General features: G+C 30.3%; 16 protein-coding genes. 4 read left to right on the top strand and 12 right to left on the bottom strand.

What is annotated here, in order from left to right; genetic code table 4:
- Positions 1–11 precede the first annotated feature (11 nt).
- The 3 genes from NPA09_RS02775 to NPA09_RS02765 all read left to right on the top strand — a co-directional run bounded on the left by NPA09_RS02775 (position 12) and on the right by NPA09_RS02765 (position 2191).
- Positions 12–671, top strand: coding sequence for a hypothetical protein (locus tag NPA09_RS02775; protein ID WP_129723068.1), 660 nt, complete (start codon positions 12–14; stop codon positions 669–671).
- 22 nt (positions 672–693) lie between these two features.
- Complete coding sequence (locus NPA09_RS02770) at positions 694–1365, top strand: hypothetical protein (RefSeq protein ID WP_129723070.1); 672 nt, start codon at positions 694–696, stop codon at positions 1363–1365.
- Between the two features lie 181 nt (positions 1366–1546).
- Complete coding sequence (locus tag NPA09_RS02765) at positions 1547–2191, top strand: hypothetical protein (protein WP_129723072.1); 645 nt, start codon at positions 1547–1549, stop codon at positions 2189–2191.
- Positions 2192–2235: 44 nt separating this feature from the next.
- On the opposite strand, the gene NPA09_RS02760 is transcribed toward NPA09_RS02765, so the two are convergent.
- The 8 genes from NPA09_RS02760 to NPA09_RS02725 all read right to left on the bottom strand — a co-directional run bounded on the left by NPA09_RS02760 (position 2236) and on the right by NPA09_RS02725 (position 12871).
- Positions 2236–3276 (bottom strand): MAG5150 family histidine triad lipoprotein, encoded by a 1041-nt coding sequence (locus NPA09_RS02760; RefSeq protein WP_129723074.1) that lies wholly within the window; start codon positions 3274–3276, stop codon positions 2236–2238.
- Positions 3277–3280: 4 nt separating this feature from the next.
- Entirely contained in the window at positions 3281–5311 is a 2031-nt protein-coding gene (locus tag NPA09_RS02755) for a hypothetical protein (RefSeq protein WP_129723076.1), read from the bottom strand.
- Positions 5312–5455: 144 nt separating this feature from the next.
- Complete coding sequence (locus NPA09_RS02750; RefSeq protein ID WP_129723078.1) at positions 5456–6466, bottom strand: ZIP family metal transporter; 1011 nt, start codon at positions 6464–6466, stop codon at positions 5456–5458.
- Positions 6466–7086, bottom strand: coding sequence for a hypothetical protein (locus tag NPA09_RS02745; protein ID WP_129723080.1), 621 nt, complete (start codon positions 7084–7086; stop codon positions 6466–6468). The genes NPA09_RS02750 and NPA09_RS02745 overlap by 1 nt, the downstream gene beginning before the upstream one ends.
- A gap of 1 nt (position 7087) precedes the next feature.
- Positions 7088–9067 (bottom strand): MAG3240 family lipoprotein, encoded by a 1980-nt coding sequence (locus NPA09_RS02740; protein ID WP_129723082.1) that lies wholly within the window; start codon positions 9065–9067, stop codon positions 7088–7090.
- A gap of 6 nt (positions 9068–9073) precedes the next feature.
- Entirely contained in the window at positions 9074–11305 is a 2232-nt protein-coding gene (locus NPA09_RS02735) for an OppA family ABC transporter substrate-binding lipoprotein (protein WP_129723084.1), read from the bottom strand.
- Entirely contained in the window at positions 11292–12398 is a 1107-nt protein-coding gene (locus NPA09_RS02730; protein ID WP_129723086.1) for an ABC transporter permease subunit, read from the bottom strand. Before NPA09_RS02730 ends, NPA09_RS02735 begins: the two co-directional genes overlap by 14 nt.
- Complete coding sequence (locus tag NPA09_RS02725) at positions 12365–12871, bottom strand: ABC transporter permease subunit (protein WP_256541817.1); 507 nt, start codon at positions 12869–12871, stop codon at positions 12365–12367. The genes NPA09_RS02730 and NPA09_RS02725 overlap by 34 nt, the downstream gene beginning before the upstream one ends.
- 1 nt (position 12872) lies before the next feature.
- Here NPA09_RS02725 and NPA09_RS02720 point away from each other — a divergent pair, with 1 nt between their 5' ends.
- Positions 12873–13133 (top strand): hypothetical protein, encoded by a 261-nt coding sequence (locus NPA09_RS02720; protein ID WP_256541816.1) that lies wholly within the window; start codon positions 12873–12875, stop codon positions 13131–13133.
- Between the two features lie 229 nt (positions 13134–13362).
- Here the strand turns inward: NPA09_RS02720 and NPA09_RS02715 are convergent, their stop codons facing one another.
- The 4 genes from NPA09_RS02715 to secA all read right to left on the bottom strand — a co-directional run bounded on the left by NPA09_RS02715 (position 13363) and on the right by secA (position 20078).
- Positions 13363–14214, bottom strand: coding sequence for an ROK family protein (locus NPA09_RS02715; protein WP_129723090.1), 852 nt, complete (start codon positions 14212–14214; stop codon positions 13363–13365).
- Complete coding sequence (locus NPA09_RS02710) at positions 14214–15260, bottom strand: MupG family TIM beta-alpha barrel fold protein (RefSeq protein ID WP_129723092.1); 1047 nt, start codon at positions 15258–15260, stop codon at positions 14214–14216. Before NPA09_RS02710 ends, NPA09_RS02715 begins: the two co-directional genes overlap by 1 nt.
- 161 nt (positions 15261–15421) lie before the next feature.
- Positions 15422–17410, bottom strand: a complete 1989-nt coding sequence (gene uvrB / locus NPA09_RS02705) for an excinuclease ABC subunit UvrB (protein ID WP_129723094.1) — start codon at positions 17408–17410, stop codon at positions 15422–15424.
- Positions 17397–20078: a preprotein translocase subunit SecA gene (gene secA, locus NPA09_RS02700; RefSeq protein ID WP_129723096.1), complete on the bottom strand. Its 2682-nt coding sequence runs from the start codon at positions 20076–20078 to the stop codon at positions 17397–17399. The genes uvrB and secA overlap by 14 nt, the downstream gene beginning before the upstream one ends.
- Between the last annotated feature and the right edge of the window lie 19 nt (positions 20079–20097).

Below are 20097 nucleotides of genomic sequence, written 5' to 3'. Positions count from 1 at the left end.
AGGAGGATGATATGAGTAAAAAGGTGTTGTTATTATCATTTGCTTCAATTGCGTTAGCGCCTACATTTACAGCTGTTTCTTGTGATAAATATGTGTTATCAGATAAAGATATTGATTTTGACAGGCTGGAAAACGCGTTAGAAATGAAATTTACTTTGGACGAAAAGTACGAAATTAGTAAAAAAACTCGAAATTTAATCGACCGTGAGGATAAAATAAATAAAAATTTTTCAGATTTGGAAATTGAGACAAAGAAAAAGCGACTTGTTACTAAAATGCTAAATTTACTAATACTTAATATAGATGAATCTTCGCAAAAAATAAAAGATTTTTTTAAGATTGTGTTTAAAGAGAAAGGTAACGAGTCACGTATTTTTGAATCATACAAAGAAATTTTAAGTCATGATAACTATTGCAGCGATTTTACTGATCTAGTTATTACTTTGATAAGATTTGACCTTGACTTAGTAAAATTAAAGGCGGACGCGGATGTATTTTCTAAGGAATGGCGTAATGTTTTGTCATATGTGCTAAAAACATACGAAGAAGAAAAAATTAATGCCCAAATACGGGAAAGTATATTCGCCTTAAAATATCGTTCTGAAGTTTTGAAAAAGATGCCGGCGATGATAAGAGAATATAGCTCTTTTTGCTTAGATTGACTAAAATAATAAAATAATTTAAAGTAATATTATGAAAAAGTTATTAAGTTTTTTATTTTTGCTAACCGCTTCCCTTTCTTGTTTGACTACTATAAGTTATAAACAAGAAGTTAAAAAGAAAAAAGAAAAAGTTCATAGGAGATGAAGATATTTTTTATTTTCCCCAATTACCTTAGCGGCGGCTTATTTTTTGTTGAGAAAAAAACAAAACTCAACAAGTATTGATCCTAGTCTTTTAAAGCAGGTTTTTGGTAGAAAACTTACACCATTAGAGAATGACAGATTTTTAAACACGGTTAAAGAATTTTCTAACGAAATTATCCATAATCCATATTATGATCAAAAAATAAAGATTGAACAGGTTGATGAAAAAATTCTTACTCTTTATTATCAATTACGTAATATACAATTAAAATTTGCTGTAAAAAATAATTTTTTGATGTGTTATTTTCGAAGTTTGTTCGAGCCTGAAGAATTAGAAAATATAACTAAAGCAGATATCGAGGCGTTTTTATCGATTTATCCAAAATTAGCGTTCGAATCTTTGAAGGCTATAGAAAGCAGTAGACTTTTAGATTCGACATACATTAAAAAAATAAAGCAAAATGTCAATCTAAAAGTTGATACACTTAAAGCTATTGATAATTTGTCGCTTGAATTAATTGAAGAGGAATTATTTCTTCCTATTTATTTTATTGTGTAGACATTGTTATTTTAGATTTATTTATGATCGATAATTTAGGTGAAGTTTGCTGATTTTAAATATATAAATCAATGAAAATAACGATTAGTTTTTGTAAGAAACAATTTTAATTTATGAAGGTAGTTTTTGTTTTAGCTATAATTAAAGTACTAAATAAAATAATATATATAAATGAGAAATTATGAGTAAAAAGATTTTATTATTTTCATTAGCACCAGTTGCCATTTTACCAGCATTTGGTGTTATCTCTTGTGATAAAGGGGTTAGCGATAAAGAAATTGATTTTTCAACATATGAAAGTATTACAGGTAAAAAATTAAGCGATACTGAAAGAGCGGCATTAGAGAAAGAAGTATTATCTGCTTCACACCATGGCGGCTCTTTATTCGAAAAACCGGCAGGTATGTCGCAAGAAGAATTTGAAAAGGAATCAAAAAGGGTTGTTATAAAAACATTTAATAACGCATTAAAGAAGCTTAATAGCTCAGAACAATTAATATTACTTACCAGTTTAATTGCAAAAGATACAGACAAAGAAACAGTTTTGGCTGAACTTGCAAAAAGTTTTAGCGACGACAAGTATAAAGAAGAAGCGAAAAAAATTACGGAAGTATTGAGTGATATCACTGTTGAAACAAACGAAATTTTTGCTGATTCAAAATTTGCAACCGAACTAGAAAAGCAAGGTGCAGAGGCTTTTAAAAAAGTAGCTGAAGATACCAAAAAAACGGTATTTGATGCAATTGATAAAACCTCTTCTAAAGAAGAAGTTGTTAAATTTATAGAAGATTTTGCTTCTGTAGGATTAAAAACAATTTTAGGTTAAGGTAAAAATTTACATTTAAAAAAACACACCGTTTGGTGTGTTTTTTATATTAAAGTTTCATCAACTTTTAGTCCTAAAATTTGGATCATTTTTTCTAAGTGAGGATAAATTAAACTAAGAAAGTCGTTACGCATTATTGTAATTTCTTGTTCTGCGGCTTCAATTATTTGTAACATTTGGTTATATTTAGCAACGATCTCGGTTTGAATTAAGTTGTTGATTTTTTCTCTTGCACCAATGTTTTTGATGAAAGTGAATTTATTATCTTCTTTATAATCGCTGTAATAATCGACCAACTTTTTTAAATGATTTTTAAATAAATCAATGTTTTCAATTACAGCTGTAATTGTAATGTTTATCATCGCATGACTATGGGTGTGTTGACTTAATTGTGAATCGTGGTCTTTACCAAGAATGTTGTAGGTAGAATTATCCTCGCTTTTATCAAATAAGTATTCTTTTAAAAAATTGTAAGCAAGACGGATATTTTCTTGTAATTCCAAGTCGCTGATTTCTTCATTTTCGCCAAGATTTGCGAAAAATTCAAGTAAATAATTTAAACGATTAATGTTGTTAGAGTGTTCATTTAAAATTGTTGGAACTTTATCTTTGATTTGGGTTTTAGCATCATCAATAATAATTTTTGAATTGCCAAACGCTTTTAAGCCCAGTGCATTTACTTCTAAACCGCTAGGGAACCAGAATTTAAACAATTTAACATCAGGATTATTAATGGCTGGATCGCTTTTATCAATGTTTAGTTGTCAACTTTGTGATTTTAATGCTTTAATTTTGTTAACTAAATCTTGTGTATATTTAGTTAATTCATTAAAAAAGGAATTAATTTTTGTTTTGTGTTCTAGAAAAAGTTCTTGCGTATAGTTACCATTGTTATATTGCGCATAAAGTGGAAAATGAGTTTGTTTATAAGAAAGAACACTGGCTGCTAGTTTTTTGTATTCTTCAATTAATTCTTTAGTTTTGTTTGATTGCGTATTATGATTGTTTTCGCTTTGGCAGGCGATTGTACTTAAAACAACAACTGGAGTTAGAGAAAGAGTAATTAGTTTGCTTATTTTTTTCATGATTCTAAGATAAAGTTAATGTAATTTTTTGTGTTTTGCTTGTTGTTTTGTCGGTTAGTGTAATAGGAATATTGATTGATTTACTTGATGATTTAATTTCACTATAGTTAATTTCATATGTAAAATTGTCGGTTGCGTTAATTTGTTCGAAGTTAAAACCAAGTTGTTCGGCGTAAAAGATTAATCCTTGGAAACTAAGTTGTAATTCGTCACCTTGATAGAATGTGTTTAGTTCTTGTTCGATTCTTGTTACTAGTTCGCTAATAATATCGATTTTGTTACTTTCGACTGCATCAGTGATTTTAGCAAGTAGATGATCAAGGTGTGTGTGGGCAATTTGGTGTTTGTTATAAAAAGCAATTCGTTCATCAATAGATTGCTTTATTTTATAGAACTTAGCTTTTTCTAAGAAGTTAAGAGCATCAAAAACAAATTTATTAGCGCCTTCAAGATATTTGTTGTATTTTTCAAGTTCGAAATCACCAAGTTGGAATCTTGTGGCAATTATGGCAGGTAGATTATCACGAATTCACAAAGCGTGATGGTAAACATCGGCAGGATAAGAATCTTTAGCATCTGTTATGTCATATAAACTACCATCAATCTCTTCATGCGTGTTGCCATTATAACCATCATCAGGGAATAAAATGTTAAATTTAGCATCAAAATCTTTTAATTCAGCCTCTTTGTCTTCAACATCTTTGCCTGCAACATTTTTAGTTTGTTTTTTTACGGGTTCGAACACGAATTTTTTAACAGTGCCAACTAAGTCGTCAACATTAACGTGCAGTGCTTTAGCAATGTTAAATTTGTCTTTTAGACTTGCGAAATCTCTTGAACCAAGTTTGTAAGGTGATTTAATAGTTACTTCGTAATTTCCTAAGGTAATAATTGTATTAAATCTGCTAATAACAATATCTTTTACATCATCAGCTCCAAAGGATGCGGCACCTTTTTTCTTGAATTGGATTTTAAGTTCAAGTGTGTTTTCATTTGGCGCGCTTGAGTTAGTTAAATCAAATTGGTATTCAAATTGTTTATCGGCTATTTTTTTGTATTCTTCAAAATTGGTTGCTACATATTTTGATAATGCAGCAAATTGTTCTTCGAAATTAGTAAGTTTTTTAAGTTCATCAAGCACGACTTGCGCTAAAACTTTCGCGCCTTCGTATTTAACTTGTTTTGCGAATTCGGTTTCGTGGGTTTTGTTAATTTTATTTCAACCAACAATACTAAAGCCGGGGTGGCCTTTTAAGTCGGCACCTTCGATAATTTTTCCAGTCGCTTTGTTAAAGGCTGTTACATAAAAGTGGTAGTTACCTGTTCCGTGACTGTGTGAATCTCCGATATTAAAGAAGTACTCATATTTATTTGATTCAACAATGTCGCCTTCAATTTGGAAGTATTTCTTTAAAAAGTCAAGTTGCATTTTTTGGTTTCCGAACATTTTTTTGTTTGCTTCTTTGGCAATATCATCAAATTCGGGTGCTGTTAATTTTTCTCCTTCTGTTGTAACATAATGGGTAAAAATTAAATCACCGATGACAACATTACTACTTAAGTCACTTCAGTTTGCGCCGTGTGCACCTTGTTCGATGTAAGGGGCAAAACCAGAAATTACAACTTCTTTTGTTTCGCTTTTATTAGCTGCTTTATCAGTTACTTTTCAAGTAAAAGTAACACTGTTTTTACCGTTGGCGGTAAAACTTACAAATTCAAAAAGATGTTGATCGTCAAAGACAACAGCAACGGTTGTGAATTGATTAAGGTAATTAATAAAATCTTGTGCAGTTTTATTTTCGCCTTTCATATTATTTAATTTTCTGAAAAGCTCTTCGGTACTAATTGATTTACCGAGGTCATTAAGTGTAGTTTGAAATTCATTACTTGTTTGTTTTTCAGGTTGATTTGGTTTAGGTGTAGGTGTGGGCGTTGGCGTTGGCTCTTCAGCGGGTTTTGTACAGCTAATTGCAACCATTGGTAAAGAAATTACCGCACCAAAAATACTAGTAAAAACTAAATGTTTTTTAGTCATTTTTTCCTTTCGTTTATTTTGTGAAAATAGTAGGTTCTATTTATATTGATTAATTATTGGCAGCATAATAAATTCATATAAATAATCAAACTTATTATAGCACCTTTTTGAATGCAAAAAACATAAAAAAACACCTAAAAGGTGTTATCTAATTTGTCCGTGAACATGGAAACAAAGAATTAAGATTGTAAAGAGAATTCCAACAAAAAGTAAGGCGATTGTTGTCAATCATAGTTTTTTGTTCATTTTGTGGTGGTAGAATTCAGGTAAAAATTCAATCAGTGCAGTAAAAAGCATAATACTTCCTACTGTTGCCATAATAAATGCTTGAATAAATGGCTCGTTCATAATATATTCAGCTGAGTATATTCCGATAAAAATAAAGGGGATAAGTAAGGCAATTGCGCCAATAGAATTAAAAACGGCAACAATCGGTTTAATTCCCATTTCTCTTTGGCGGTAGAAAAAGATAATTTCTTCAGGAACCGTGTGTAAAACAAATGAAATAAAGAATGCAACTGAAATAGCGGCGTTTTGGTATCCCATCATCAAACGGTATAAACTAAGACCAATTAAAAGACCTTCAGGAATTCTGTGGCCAAGCAAAAGAATTAGGGCAGTTCACTTATTTTTGCTATTTTGTTCTTGTGCTTTTGGTAATTCAACAATGTCATTTTTATTAAAAATAACATTATCGTGCACGTGGGTATGTTCTTCTTCGCCATCGTGGTGGCCTACACCATGCACATGAACAAAAACTGAGTTTTGTAGATGTGTCTTACGTTTAATAACTCATCAAACAATTAACTTAATGTAAAAGGCAATTACCACACCAAGTAAAGCGCCACCAAAGACAATTAGAATATTTCCTAGATAGATCTGATTTTGGGAAGAAGCTAAATTATAACCTTTACTAGTGATTTCAATTGCTTCACGCAAGTAGCCAAAACTCCCCAAAATTAAAAACATTCCTGTTACAAAAGCGTAGATATAAATCGAAAGTTGTTTTTGTGGTTTTTTAATAATTAGTGGAGCAAAAATTGCTACTAAAATTGGAATACTGATTAAGGCGAGCGAAACAATGAGACCAAAAATAAAGAATGTTAGATTTTGATTATGAATTTGTCCATTGATTGCTTTGTATAATGCATTCATTATCACATCTCCATTTCAAGTGGTCCGTTATAAAAGTAAAGTGGTTCTTTAAATGGAAGAGTGGTGTCACCATCAGCGATCAAGGAAGCAATTGTAAAGTTAAAAATTAATTTATTATCTTCAAAGCGAATAAATTTACCATTTGTTTCCGTGATAAAGAATTTGAAAGAATTGATGTAGCGTTGTTCTTGAAAAATATCATTTGTAATTTCTCTGTGGATATCGTTTGATTTACCATCCGATTCTCATCCTTGATGCAATCAAGTTGCGGTCAAACTAATTCTTAGATAACGATTAAATATTTTTAGAAAGCTTTCATTTAGTTTATCTTGATCTTTTTCTGTTGCTAGTAATTTGTTAACATCCTCAAATTCACTAATAATAAGATTTTTAATTCGTTCTTTTGAGTAAGATTCTTTTCATGCAACTTTTAGTGACTCGAGAACGATGTTTTTAACTGATAGGTTTTTAACAGGGTCTTTGTATTTAGTAATTACTGGTTCGACTTCTTTTCTTGTTCATTCATGTTTTGGAACTTCTCCTCCTAGAAAACCGCACGAAGTGACGCAAAGAGGAATTGTAGTAATTGTAAGTGGTATTAAAAATGTTATTTTTTTCATTTTATTCCTTCCATTCAAAAAAGTCTAAAATATTTTCTTCTTTGAAATTTTTATTCTTGTTTTCTAGTAAGAATGGCAGCGAAAATTTCGCAGAGGTTTGTGATAATCGGTGAGTATTATCACTACCTTTGAAGCCATTCCATTCGATCACTTTTTCTCTATTTTCAAGCGAAAGCATTGATTTTCCTTGCGAATCAAGGAAATCAACTTTTAATTCAATTGTACCTGGTTTTGTTTTTGAAACGCCTTTAAATTCTATTTTTATATCGTGTAATAAATCGTCTTTGTTTGTTGATTTGCTAATTAAATATTTAAAAATATCAAGGCCCAAATATGATTTTAAGAGTTCGATTGGTTTTTTATTTTTGGTGATTTTATACGCTTCATAGTTAGCCATGATTTCACCATCAAACACCTTCAAATTATTGGCGAATTTATAGATTTGTACCGACATTAATTTTAAAAGTAGTTTTTCGTAAAACTCATCAGGTGTTATGAATTTGGTTATTGGATAATCTTTTTGCGGATTATTTTTAGCAAAGGTAGGGTTTCATCCATACTTATTTTCAGGCGGTGCATAAAAATCAAAATCAAGTGTTGTTTTATAACTATTGAAATCATGATAATGGTTATTAATATCAATTGAATATCATTTATAAGTTTTTGGTTTTTCATTGTTTTGTTTTGTCACTTCTATTTCCAATTCAATTAAATTAAGTGAATAATTCAAATATATATTATCTTTTTTATTTTCTTTATTTTTATTATCTTTTTTATTTTCTTTATTTTTATTATCTTTTTTATTATCTTTATTATGAATTTTCTTACTTTTAATTTTGTATTCCTTATCAATATGACGTCGAAACTCGGGTACATCAATATAAAAACCATCTTTTTTATTTTCTAAAAATCATAAAAAACTTCTTGCTGTTACTAATTCATAATCATTGCCGGGACTAACATAACTTTCGTAATAATTATTTTTGATAAACATTTCATCATTTAATTTTAATAATGTTGAATCTGCGTAAAAGTTTGTGTTAACATACTCATTAAAAAGAATCTCATCATCCATAATATTAAGAGTCGTGAGATAATCATTTTTTGAATTATAGTTCTTAAATATGCTAATATAATTTGCTCGATTTTCATCATTATCTTCAAGTAAAAATTCTGCACCATTGTGAGATTTCTTTCCAATAATATATTTGTTATCTCTGATAGTGTTATCTAGTAATGAAACACCATTATTATCTAAGAAATCGAGTTGAATAATTGGTGCATTTTTATAAATATTACAACCATCACTATCTACAATATTTTTTTCGATAGCTTCAACGGGCGTAATTTTAACACGATTAATTTTTGGCAGATCGCCAAAGTCAAAATTACTTAAGTAGAATAGAATCAAATCTTCCCAATAACTAATTTGTTCTGTGTTTTTAATTCATGCTTTAGCCCGTATTCAAGTGGGTGTAATAAAGTTGGGGATTATCATATTTCAAGCATCGTGTAATGAAATTGAACAGATTTTATTGAAAATTCCTGAAATGCTTGGTCATGAATTAATATGTTTAATATCGTCATCGAAGATATACTCTAAGTCCTCGAAAATCATATTGTAATCAAAGTGTTTTGTTGTCCCCCTTTTTGAAACTTGAATATATTCAAAATCGTTTTTCTTGGCAAAGTTTAAAACATACGGTTTTCGTCCTTTATACGAATACAAATTGTCGTTAATTTTAATATTATCGTCTAACACTTCAACATTTAGAAGATTACCATTTGAAAAAAGAGGAATATATTTATTCAAAATTTGAAGCTGCTTTTGTGTAAATATTTCACGAAAATCATGCTGTCTTGAATTGAAAATTAAAATTTTTTGATTTTGTTTAAAATTAAAAGAGCTGTTACAACTGATTGTTACAACTGGTAAAACAAAAATTGGCAAAATGGTAAACAATGATCTTTTCTTCATCATTCCTATCTACAAAATTTTTATATCTTCAAAATATACAAGTTCATCATCTCTTGTAGGTTTCAATAAATATGGTTGAATCAATTCATAATTAAATAATTCAAGATTTATTTGATGATCAATTCTATAAGGTGCAGCATAAGAATTTTTTATATCATTAATCAAAAGAATTATATCATAATACGAATTTTCATTATGGAATGCGATGACAGTTGACTCCATTAAAATACTAATTTCTTTTGCTTTGTTTTTAGCGGAAATTTGCGCAAAGATTTCATCAATATTTAGTTGTTCTAGACCGGTTGGTCCAGTATCTGGAAGATTTAATTTTTTGAATAAATATTCTTTAAATGTATTAAGGTGATTAAAGTTTTTATTTATTTCGTTATCTAGATGGAGAAGATTTAAAAATAAATTATTTTGTTTTGATGTAAGAAGCGAACTTAAATAAGAAATGGTGTTTTTGTCATTTGAATTAAACAAGTTATAGCCCATTTTAACAAGATTTTCTGGATTCTTTTCAACCTTTACATTAATTTTCATACGTTGATCAATATCGTTAAGAAGCTCATTAAGAATAGAGATGTATTTTTGGTCAATACTTTGTAAAAGAGGTATGTCAAATTTAATGATTTGTGAATCGTTTCATTTGTTACTTGTAAAGACGTGGTTTAGTAGGTTGTTGATGCTTTTTTTGATTTCTTCATATTTTTGTGATTTAAATTGAGCATATATATCTTTAACAGCACCTTCAGAATAATAATGTTTACGATTTTCTTCAGAAAAATATTCTTCATCCTGGATTGTTTTTTCATTTTCAAAAATTAATAATTTATTTTTATCAATGTGAGCAATGGCGGATTTTATGTTGGTGTAATTACTATTTTTATTATTAGAAATTAATGCTTCAGGATTAATGAAATTATCATAATATTGCGTCTTATTATAAGTGTATGTTAGGGTAAATTTATTAATAATTTGTGTGATGTTATTACGGAAAATAAGGCCAGTTTTGTTGTAAAAATTATCATAGTCAATATGATTTTGATAATTTTTACCATACATCATAACGGCATAATTATTGTTAAAGGTGGCGTTTTTAAAATTAGGGTTATCACTAAACAATAATATTTTTGATTGGTCATTTTGTGTTTTAATAATGTTTAATTTATGTGTACCAGCATCATTTTTGTAAAGCAAATCTTGTTGTTGGAAGTTGTCGAAAATATTGATTTTTTGTGATGTAATTAACCCTTGTTCATAAGCATTTAGCAAATGAATTCGATGTGTTTGTAAATCGATTTCACCGGCTGAGTTATATTTAATAATTACTTTTTTAATTTTCGAATCATTATTAATTGAAACATATTCGATTCGATTTAAGTCGTTAGTCTTCATCGCATAAGAACCGGCATACAAAATTTCAGATAATTCAATGTTTTTCTTGTTTTTTTGTTGAAAAATAGCCGAAAATGCTTTGTTATTTATTAGTTCGTTTAAGAACATTTCGGGGTTTGTGACGTTTTCCAACTCAAATGAAAAAGATGTAGCATTAAAGTTTTTTTTATCAAGAATCGAGTTTTTAAATCCAACCAATTTTAAATAGTTTAACTGTTTATTTGTTAATTTACTAGCTTCTAAAGAATTGTAAAAGTGTGTACCTAAAATTTTTTTGTTAGTTTTGTTTCCTAAATAGTCGAAATAATATAAATTATCTTTTAAAACAAAATCGATTCTTTTTGCTATTTTTAGACTTTCAAGAAACTTCTTAGAATTTATTGAGTTATCATTCTTCGAATCTAATTTATAAGTCGAATTTAAATAACCTGCTGTACTATCTTTTTTAATTAAATGCTTTTCGACTGGATCTACGTCACTTCATTGTTTATCATCATCAGCATTAAATTCAAATGTATTTGTGCCATCATAAATATTAATTTTTTTAACTAGACCAAATGTTAAATATTTAGCTGAAACTGAAGAAAAATATCGGTTCAGAGAATCGTATTTTGAAGTACCAATATATTTGTAACGCATTAAATAATTTCCTGTTAGCGAGTCATGAAGTGAATCACGATAAGCAAACTCACCCGTCGAAATCATTGGTTTGTTATAGTTTGGGTTACTTTCGTTTTTTTCGATTATATAAATATCTTTAGCCACGAATTTGCTACTACACGAAGTTACAAAAGGAAGAAGTATAATGGGGCTGATTATTCAAATTAATTTACTTTTGCGCATTATTTTCTCCTTGTGGATCATAAGTCTTATTCAACCCTACAGCAATAAATTTAAAACTAAATGTAAATGTTGTTGTAATAATTAAAATTGTTATTAAATATCAAGGGTTTGTATTGATTAAATCAAGTGCCTCCTTAATAGTTGTACCAATTAATAAATTGTGATCCGTATCAATGCTAAAAATTGAAATTGCACTGTATGACATAAAAATTAATGAAAAATGTTCAATAACAAGAATTAATTGAGTATTGAAAACATATTTGAAAAACGATTTTGTCATAAGGTTTCATTTACTAAAACCTGCAGCAATATCAGCATTAGTGAATTCTTGATTTAAAAGTCAAATTGTTTTATTGTACGCATTGGTAAATAAAACAATTGTACTTAGGCTAGAAAAAATTAATAAGGCGTTGATGAAACTATTTTTAAATATTAGAAATAAGATAACTGACAGGAGTAAGTAAGGGATAATGGCAAATGTACCGAATAAATTGTAAATGAATTTGCTAAGTTGTTTACGAAGTAAAGTGGCTACGCCTATTCCTAATAATGTTGAGATAAACAGCGCAATTGTTGTCGCGAATAAGGTCAGCAATAACATTGATAATTCGGTGTGAATAATACGAGCGAAGATATCAATTCCGCTAGCATTTGTTCCAAGAATGTGGACAATTGAACCATCATTTGTAAGTTCGTAAGCATTGTAGGCTACGTTTCAAAGATTGGTTTTAGGAACTTTTTCAATAAAGACGAAATCTTTATAATTTTTTGCGAGTTCATTAAACAAATTAAGTTCGTCACCTTGAGTAAGCTGTTTGGTTTTGAAAGGTGATAATTCACTAGGCAATTCTCTAATCATTTCGTAAGCGTTGTTTATTGGTTCATTGGGATTAGCGCGATATAAGAAAAAAGAAAGAATAATAAAGGCAAAGCAGATTAAGAAAATGATGAGAGAAACAAGTAATGTTTTGTTAGTAAAAAATCTTAGTCAGTATCTTTTTGTCTGACTAATGGGAATAACTTGGTCATGTACTGTGGCTTTTTTTGTTGCCAAGTGCATTAGGCTTTTCTCAACATTTTTAATTTTTTGCATATTACCTTTCAATTAATAATATTGTAGTATTGTTTCTGTGGTTCACAAATAAAAATGATTAATTCAGCTAATGCTTTTATGAGGGAAATAATTACAATATTTAAAAGAATTGAATACATTAATAGAGCAAAGTATTCGGGATTTCCAAGGTATTGGAATAGGAATGATTGCCCTGGTATGTAAAAGAAACGTTCAATGATCATCGAGTAGCTAAGTAAATAAATGTAAATATATATTACTTTTTCAAAATATTCGATCACTCAGTTTTTAAGGATTACTTTTACAAATAACTGCATATTGTTCGCGCCATTGGCTTTTGCCATTTTATAATAGTCGCCAATAATTATTTTATTTAGAATTTGGTAGTTGATACTTATTCCTAAAGGTAGAATGGTAATTACTAAAATTAAAATTGGTAACAAGAGCGAAACCATTGTGTTGAAGATACTTCCGTAATATGACTCGATATACATAATGGGTAAGTTAACTTTTGAAGCAAAACCTATCGCAATAGGACCAAGAATAAAGATTGGGATTGAACTAAAAATAAAAACTAAAATATTGAAAGTATTGGCGGCTATATTATTTGTATTCTTTGCAAGTGCATATGCAATTAGAAAAGAAATAAAAAAACTTATTAAAAATGAAATATTTATTAAAATCATCGAAAATTTGAAATACGAAAAATACAACTTTTCAACGGAAATTACTGAATTAATATTGATAAATCCATAATTTCTGATAAATAAATTTCCGATATATTTAAGGCTGTCAAGTATATTTACATTGCTTATTAGAAAAGCGCTTAATATTAAATGAAAAAGAAAAACAGCAATTAAAATAATTGCTAGGTACATAAAAGTTGTTTTGATTATATATTTGAAATATAATTTAGCGTTGTTGGCCATTCCTTCCAATCTACGTTTTTATTATACCAAAACGACAGGAAGTTAAAGATTTGCATTTATTTATTTAATAAATGATTAAGGCCAATTAAAGCAGAATCGTCATTTAGTTCTTCAGTTTTAAAGTTTACATTTTGATAGTTAACTGGGTCTAAAAACGATTTTGCTTTATTAATTGCCGCATCAATAAATCATTTATTTTCACGAGCAATTGCACCACCAAAAACAAATAAATTAGGATTAATTAGAACAGCGCTTGAACAGATAGCTTTACTAAGGGCTTCTATAGCGTAATTGATGATTTGTTTTGCGATTGGAAGTGATTTGTAATTGTTAAATATTTCTTTACTAGTTCAGTTTTGGTCAAGATATTTTGCATAATTAGACATTCCATTACCCGAACAAATTTTACCAATTTCGGTAATTCCATCAACCGATGATCAAGGTGCCTTATAGACAATTTGTGCCTTTTTATTTGCCCCTTCATAAATTTTGTTATTCATAATTAGTCCGGCGCCAAACCCAGTACTAATTGTAAAAAACTGCGTAATATTATTTATATTTTGTTTGAAATAAAAATGGTTTGCAAGCGCCATTGCGCTGCTATCTCTTGTGCAAATTATTTCAGTAATTTTAGAATTATTATAAAGGTATGATTTTAGGCTAATGTTTTCTCATTCTGGAAGATTTGTAGCTTTTAAAATTGTGCCCGTATCATAATCGGCGATACCTGGAAAACAAATCGCTAATTTCAGTGCGTTATATTTTTCACAAAAGGCAATGATTTGATTCATTGCAATCTTATAATCTTTATGACTAATGGGATATTTTTCTTTTGCGACTATTTTATCATTTTCGAAAAGGGCTATTCGGATGTTAGTACCTCCAATATCAACACAAACATTTTTCATTATTCGACCTCTTTTATAAATCGTACTTTTCGATCCCTGGTAACAACATCTAAAAGTTTAATGTATTCAGGTTGGATTTTTGCAATTACATTAACCTTATCATCGGCGGGATAATCGCTTTTGGTGATTTGCATTTCACCGGTATAACGGCTGTATTTAATGTTGTCAATAGTAATTGTGCCCTTAGGGCGTGGTTGATTATTGTTTGCGGGAGCAATATCAACGCCCTTACGTGAGAATACTCTGCTTTCCGCTAGACGAAGTAAGGTAGCGGGCGAATCATGGCGAATGGTAAAAACCTTATCCAATAGATTCTCGTCCTTTACATCTACAAGTGGTAAAGTTATTATTTGGTTTTCATCATATTGATTGATTAATTCATTTTGTTTTTGACTAATAATGCCATCACCAACGAAGATGTTGGTAATTTTTGAATTTTCTGTAAGTAATACATAAGCAACATAAGGTGGCAAGTAGCGATATTCTTCAATTGTTGGTAATCCTTTAAAAATTGGACCACGTTTTTCTAAATCAGTACTAATGAAAGCTAGAATATCTATTCCGAATTTTTGCAATTGTTTATTGGTTTCGTTAAAGAAAGCTAAATCTAAGCCGGTTTCTGGACGTGGATAATAGTTATGCATTGCGATAACCTTCACTTTGTGTTTTTTATATTTTTCTAAATCAGAAACTTTAAACCCGGTTCCATTAATACAAAGTGGGGTTAGTTTTGATAGTTTAATTAATTCATCAATTGTAAAACCATAGTCAATCCGGAATCAATCAACAAGTTTATTCTTACTTAAGTACTCAAAAAAATCATCTCCAAAGAATTCTAAGTTTTTAACAGAGACATCAGAAATAATTTTGTAACCTTTTTGTTTTAGCTTTTGGCATAAATTAAAAATGTCTTGTTTAGTAATTTTTCCCATTTCTTCTTCAATGTGAAACGAAGTAAAAATACATACATTTTTGCCTGTGGCATTTGGTAGTTGATCATAATATTTGTCGATATTACTAATAAAAAGTGAATAGTTTACTGGCATTTTTCTCCTTAGCGAATTACATAAAAATTATATCTTAGATATGTTGTTAAATGAACAAACGGCAAAAAAATCAAATATCAATAAAATTAAAATTTCAAGAAAAAATCAATGTTTTTTGTTGAAAAATGCATAAAAAATGTATCTAAAATTAGACACATTTTTTAATCTAGTTCTCCACCTAAATCAAGAATTTGATCGCGGCAAAGCATTGCGGTTTCATAATCACGTTTTTTGGCCGCTTGTTCCATTCGTTTTTTTAGTTCTTTAATAGCATTATCAATAATCTCTTTACTATCATTTTTAAGTTTCATATTTGAAGCCAATTTGATGGCTTCAGAAATATCAGCAGTTGTTAATGATGGTGCGATAGGCTTAATAATAGTTTCGGGTACAATGTTATGCTTAAGATTGTAGGCTAATTGCATTTCACGTTTACGCTTATTGTCAGCCATACATTCTTTAATATTAGTTGTTATTTTATCAGCGAACATAATGACGCGTCCATTCTTATTTCTTGCTGCCCTACCCACGATTTGGATTAAACTAGTTGTGCTTCTGGTGAAGGAAGTTGCGTCAGCATCAAGGATAATAATTAAACTAACTTCAGGAATATCAATCCCTTCTTTTAATAAATTGATTCCGATAACAGTATCGATTTTACCTAAACGAAGTTTTCTTAAAATTTCGTGACGTTGAATAGCGTCGTGTTCACCATGCATATATTCAACTTTTAAGCCTTTGTTTCTAAGATAGCTAGCAAGTTCCTCTGATGCTTTAATTGTGGTTGTTACAATAAAAGTTCGTTCATTATTAGCCTCTTGTTTTTTTAGTTCATCATAAATGACTTGAATTTGGTCTTTGGTTTTAAGAACTTTGATTTCTGGGTCAACAAGTCCTGTTGGTCGAATAACCATTTCTGTCATAACACCAAGCGACTTATCAATTTCATATTCTTGTGGCGTTGCCGAAACATAAATTCTATTAAAGTCATATTCATTAAATTCTTCAAATCGCAAAGGACGATTGTCCAGCGCGCTTGGTAAGCGATATCCAAAATCAACCAAATTTTGTTTTCTTGTGTGGTCGCCCCCATACATACCATTGAGTTGGCCAATTGAAATATGGGATTCGTCAATAATTAATAATGCATCTTTTGGAAAATAATCAAGTAAGGTATATGGTTTTTCGCCTGGTTGTCTTCCATCAAAATAACGGGAATAATTTTCCATTCCTTTACAAAACCCAGTTTCTAACATATCCTCAAGATCTTTTCTTGTCCGCTCATCGATTCTTTGCGCCTTGATAAGTTCGTTTTCTGAAGTGAATTTTTCGTGAGTTTTGAATAATTCTTGTTCAATTTTACCAATTACTTCTTTGATTTTTGGTTTTTGTACTGTATATGAAGAAGCAGGAAAAATTCGATAGTTCTTATAAGATTTGATAGTGTTTTTTGTAGTGATATCTATTTCTTTAATCGATTCAATAGTGTCACCAAACATACTGATTTGAATTAAAAAACTATTATCATGACCTGGAACTATTTCGATAATATCACCCTTGACAATAAAACTACCAAATGATTGCTCGAGCTTATTTCTGGTAAAACCAACTGCTACCAAATTAGCAGCAAGGTTTTTGATTTTAAGTTCTTGTCCTACGCTAAGCATAAAAACATTGCTACCGTACTCTCGTGGATCGAGCGTTCCGTAAATGCAGGCAACACTAGCAACAACAATAGTATCATTGCGAGTTAAAAGCGAACTAATTGTTGACATACGCATTGCATCAAGTTGTTCGTTAACACTTGAAGATTTATCATTGTAAGTTTGAGTTTTAGGATTATATGCTTCAGGAATATAAAATTCAAAGTTGGATACGTAGTACTCAACCTTGTTTTCTGGGAAGAAATTTTTAATATCATTATAAAGCTGTGATGCTAGGGTTTTGTTGTGCGACATAATTAGTGCTGGCTTGTTTTGCGAAGCAATAATATTTGCCATTGTAAAAGTTTTTCCACTTCCAGTAACACCCTTTAAAACTTGATCTTTTGTATTAGTTTTAAGATTGTTTACAACAGATTTTATGGCAGTAATCTGATCCCCGCTTGGCTTATAATTTGATACTAATTTGAATTTGTTATTTGTTGTCATTTGCGCGTTTTAAATCCCTTTCCCTTTCTTCTTTAAGTTCGTAATCAAAGACATATCTAAAGGGATCTTCAGCAGTTAAAATATTGTCTAAAAACTCTAACTCTTTTTTGCTTAATTCAACACTTTTTGTTGAATTTTCTTGGTTATTTTGCGCAATTCGTGTTTGAGTTAATACGTGTTTTTTGTTTAAATATAAGTTATAAATATTAATTCATTTTTCCATTTTAAAGTAGTTACCCAGTTCAGTATATGGGTGAGTTGCTTTAATTTTTTCAAACTCTGGAACATCTTTATAAGGTGATTCGATTTCCCGAGCAAGGTTATTGTTAAACAAAGTAGCAACAGTGTTGTAGGCAATATCTCTAATTAATTCCTCAAACATTTGTGAACCTTGGTCGGTGTAAATTTGATATGGATTTTTTTGTGCGTATTGAACAAGGTTAATGTTGCTCCGGAGTTTATCCATTGCATTGATATGGTCTTGTCATTTAGCGTCAAGGATTTCAATAATTGTTCTTTTTTCAGTATTTAAAAGTAATCTTGCATCGAAGTTGGCGATAACTTTTTGCGCTACTTCTATATACGCTTTATCCATAAATTCGCAAATGTAATCACTCAAGTCCGAATGGTGGAAGTGTAGAGTTTTTTGCAAGTCAAGTTTTTCATTTACATGGAATAAGAAGTTAGCGTTAACAAAACTTACAAATTTTTCATAGTCAAATGATCCATTTTGGATTAAGAATTTTGTTCCCTTAATTATACTTGTAAAAGTGTTGATAATCATTCTATGTACGATTGGGTTCTTTTCAAAAACTTCAACACTCGAAATAATAATGTCACGTTGATTGTATATTAAATCACGTTGTTGACGGATAACGTCGTCATAGTTAAGAACCATTTTCCGATTATCATAGTTAAAACCTTCGATTTTCTTTTGCGCCATATTAAATAAAAGATGAGCGGTTTTATCAGTAATTTCATTATCACCATAACTTTCAAAACCTTTTTTTCAAGCTTCGGCTTGAGCAAAACGTTTGATTAAATTATCTTCTAATGATAGGAAGAAACGTGAAATACCCGGATCACCTTGACGACCACTACGTCCCCGAAGTTGGTTATCAATTCTTCTTGATTCGGCTTTATCAGTTCCTAAAACATAAAGACCACCAAGTTCAACTGCACCATCAGCAAGCTTAATATCTGTACCACGACCAGCCATATTGGTAGCAATGGTAATTGCGCCAAGTTCACCAGCACGAGCAATAATTTCAGCTTCATATTTGTTTTGTTTAGCATTTAAAACTGTATGGGGAATGTTTTCACGCACAAGCATAGCGTGCAAACGTTCTGAATCTTCGATTTGCGCTGTACCAACAAGAGTTGGTTGTTTTTTCTCATACAATCTTTTTATTTCGGTAACAATTGCTTTTCATTTTGCGTTTGCATTTGCAAAAATTACATCTTTAGCGTCTTCGCGAATTACAGGCCGGTTGGTAGGAACGCAATTTACACGCATATTATAAATATCAATAAATTCTTGTTCCTCGGTTTTTGCAGTCCCTGTCATTCCACAAAGTTTAGTAAACATACGGAAGAAGTTTTGATATGTAATGGTAGCCAATGTCTTAGTTTCGGGCTCAATTTCAAGCATTTCTTTAGCTTGAAGCGCTTGTTGGAGTCCTTCTGAATATGCACGTCCTTCCATTACCCGTCCCGTGAAAGCGTCCACAAGCTCAATTTTATTTTCTGAGCTAATAATATACTCAACATTATTTGACATGACTTTGTGAGCACGAAGAGCATTTTGTACGCGGTGAACAATTTCCGAGTTTTCAATATCGAACAAGTTTTTAATGTGGTAAAACTTGTTAGCTTTTGCCATCCCTTGATGGGTTAAAGCAACCGCCTTAGATTCATCATCGATTTCATAGTCTTCTTCAGTTAAAAGACGCACGAATTGATCCGCCGCTAAATACATATCAGAGCTTGCGCCTTGCCCCCCTGAAATGATTAAAGGTGTTTTTGCTTCATCGATTAAAATTGAATCAACCTCATCAATTAAACAAAAGTTAAGACCACGTTGAACCTTTTCTTCGATATTAAGGACCATATTATCTCTTAAATAATCAAACCCAAGTTCAGAGTGGATACTATAAGTAATATCTTTGGCATATGCTTCACGTTTTAAATGAGCAGGCATCATTGCTTTATTAATTCCGACAGTTAAACCTAATCATGTAAAAACTTCACCCATTTCGGTTGCGTCACGTTCGGCAAGATATTCGTTAACGGTTGAAACAATAACCCCCCCGCCATCAAGAGCGTTAAGATAAATTGGTGCAATCGAAGTAATAGTTTTACCTTCCCCTGTTTTCATTTCGGCTACACTACCTAGGTCAAGTAAAACACCACCAATCATTTGAACATCATATGGCGTTTTATTCATTACCCGTTTTGTTGCTTCACGGCAGACAGCAAACGCTTCTGGCCGGAGACTCTCAAGTGATTCACCTTTTTGAATTCGATCACGAAACTCATTAGTTTTATTTTTTAGTTCATCATCACTTAAGGTTTTAATTTTTTCTCATTCACGGTTAATTTTAGTTAGCGTTCGCTCTGCAATCCGCATTTCCGTCGATTTGAATTTAAATAGGTTTTTTAGGTTCATAGTAATATTATTTTATATT

Source organism: Mycoplasmopsis equigenitalium (assembly GCF_024498255.1).
GTDB classification, from domain to species: domain Bacteria; phylum Bacillota_I; class Bacilli_A; order Mycoplasmatales; family Metamycoplasmataceae; genus Mycoplasma_H; species Mycoplasma_H equigenitalium.
This window is presented reverse-complemented; position numbering and strand designations above follow the sequence as displayed.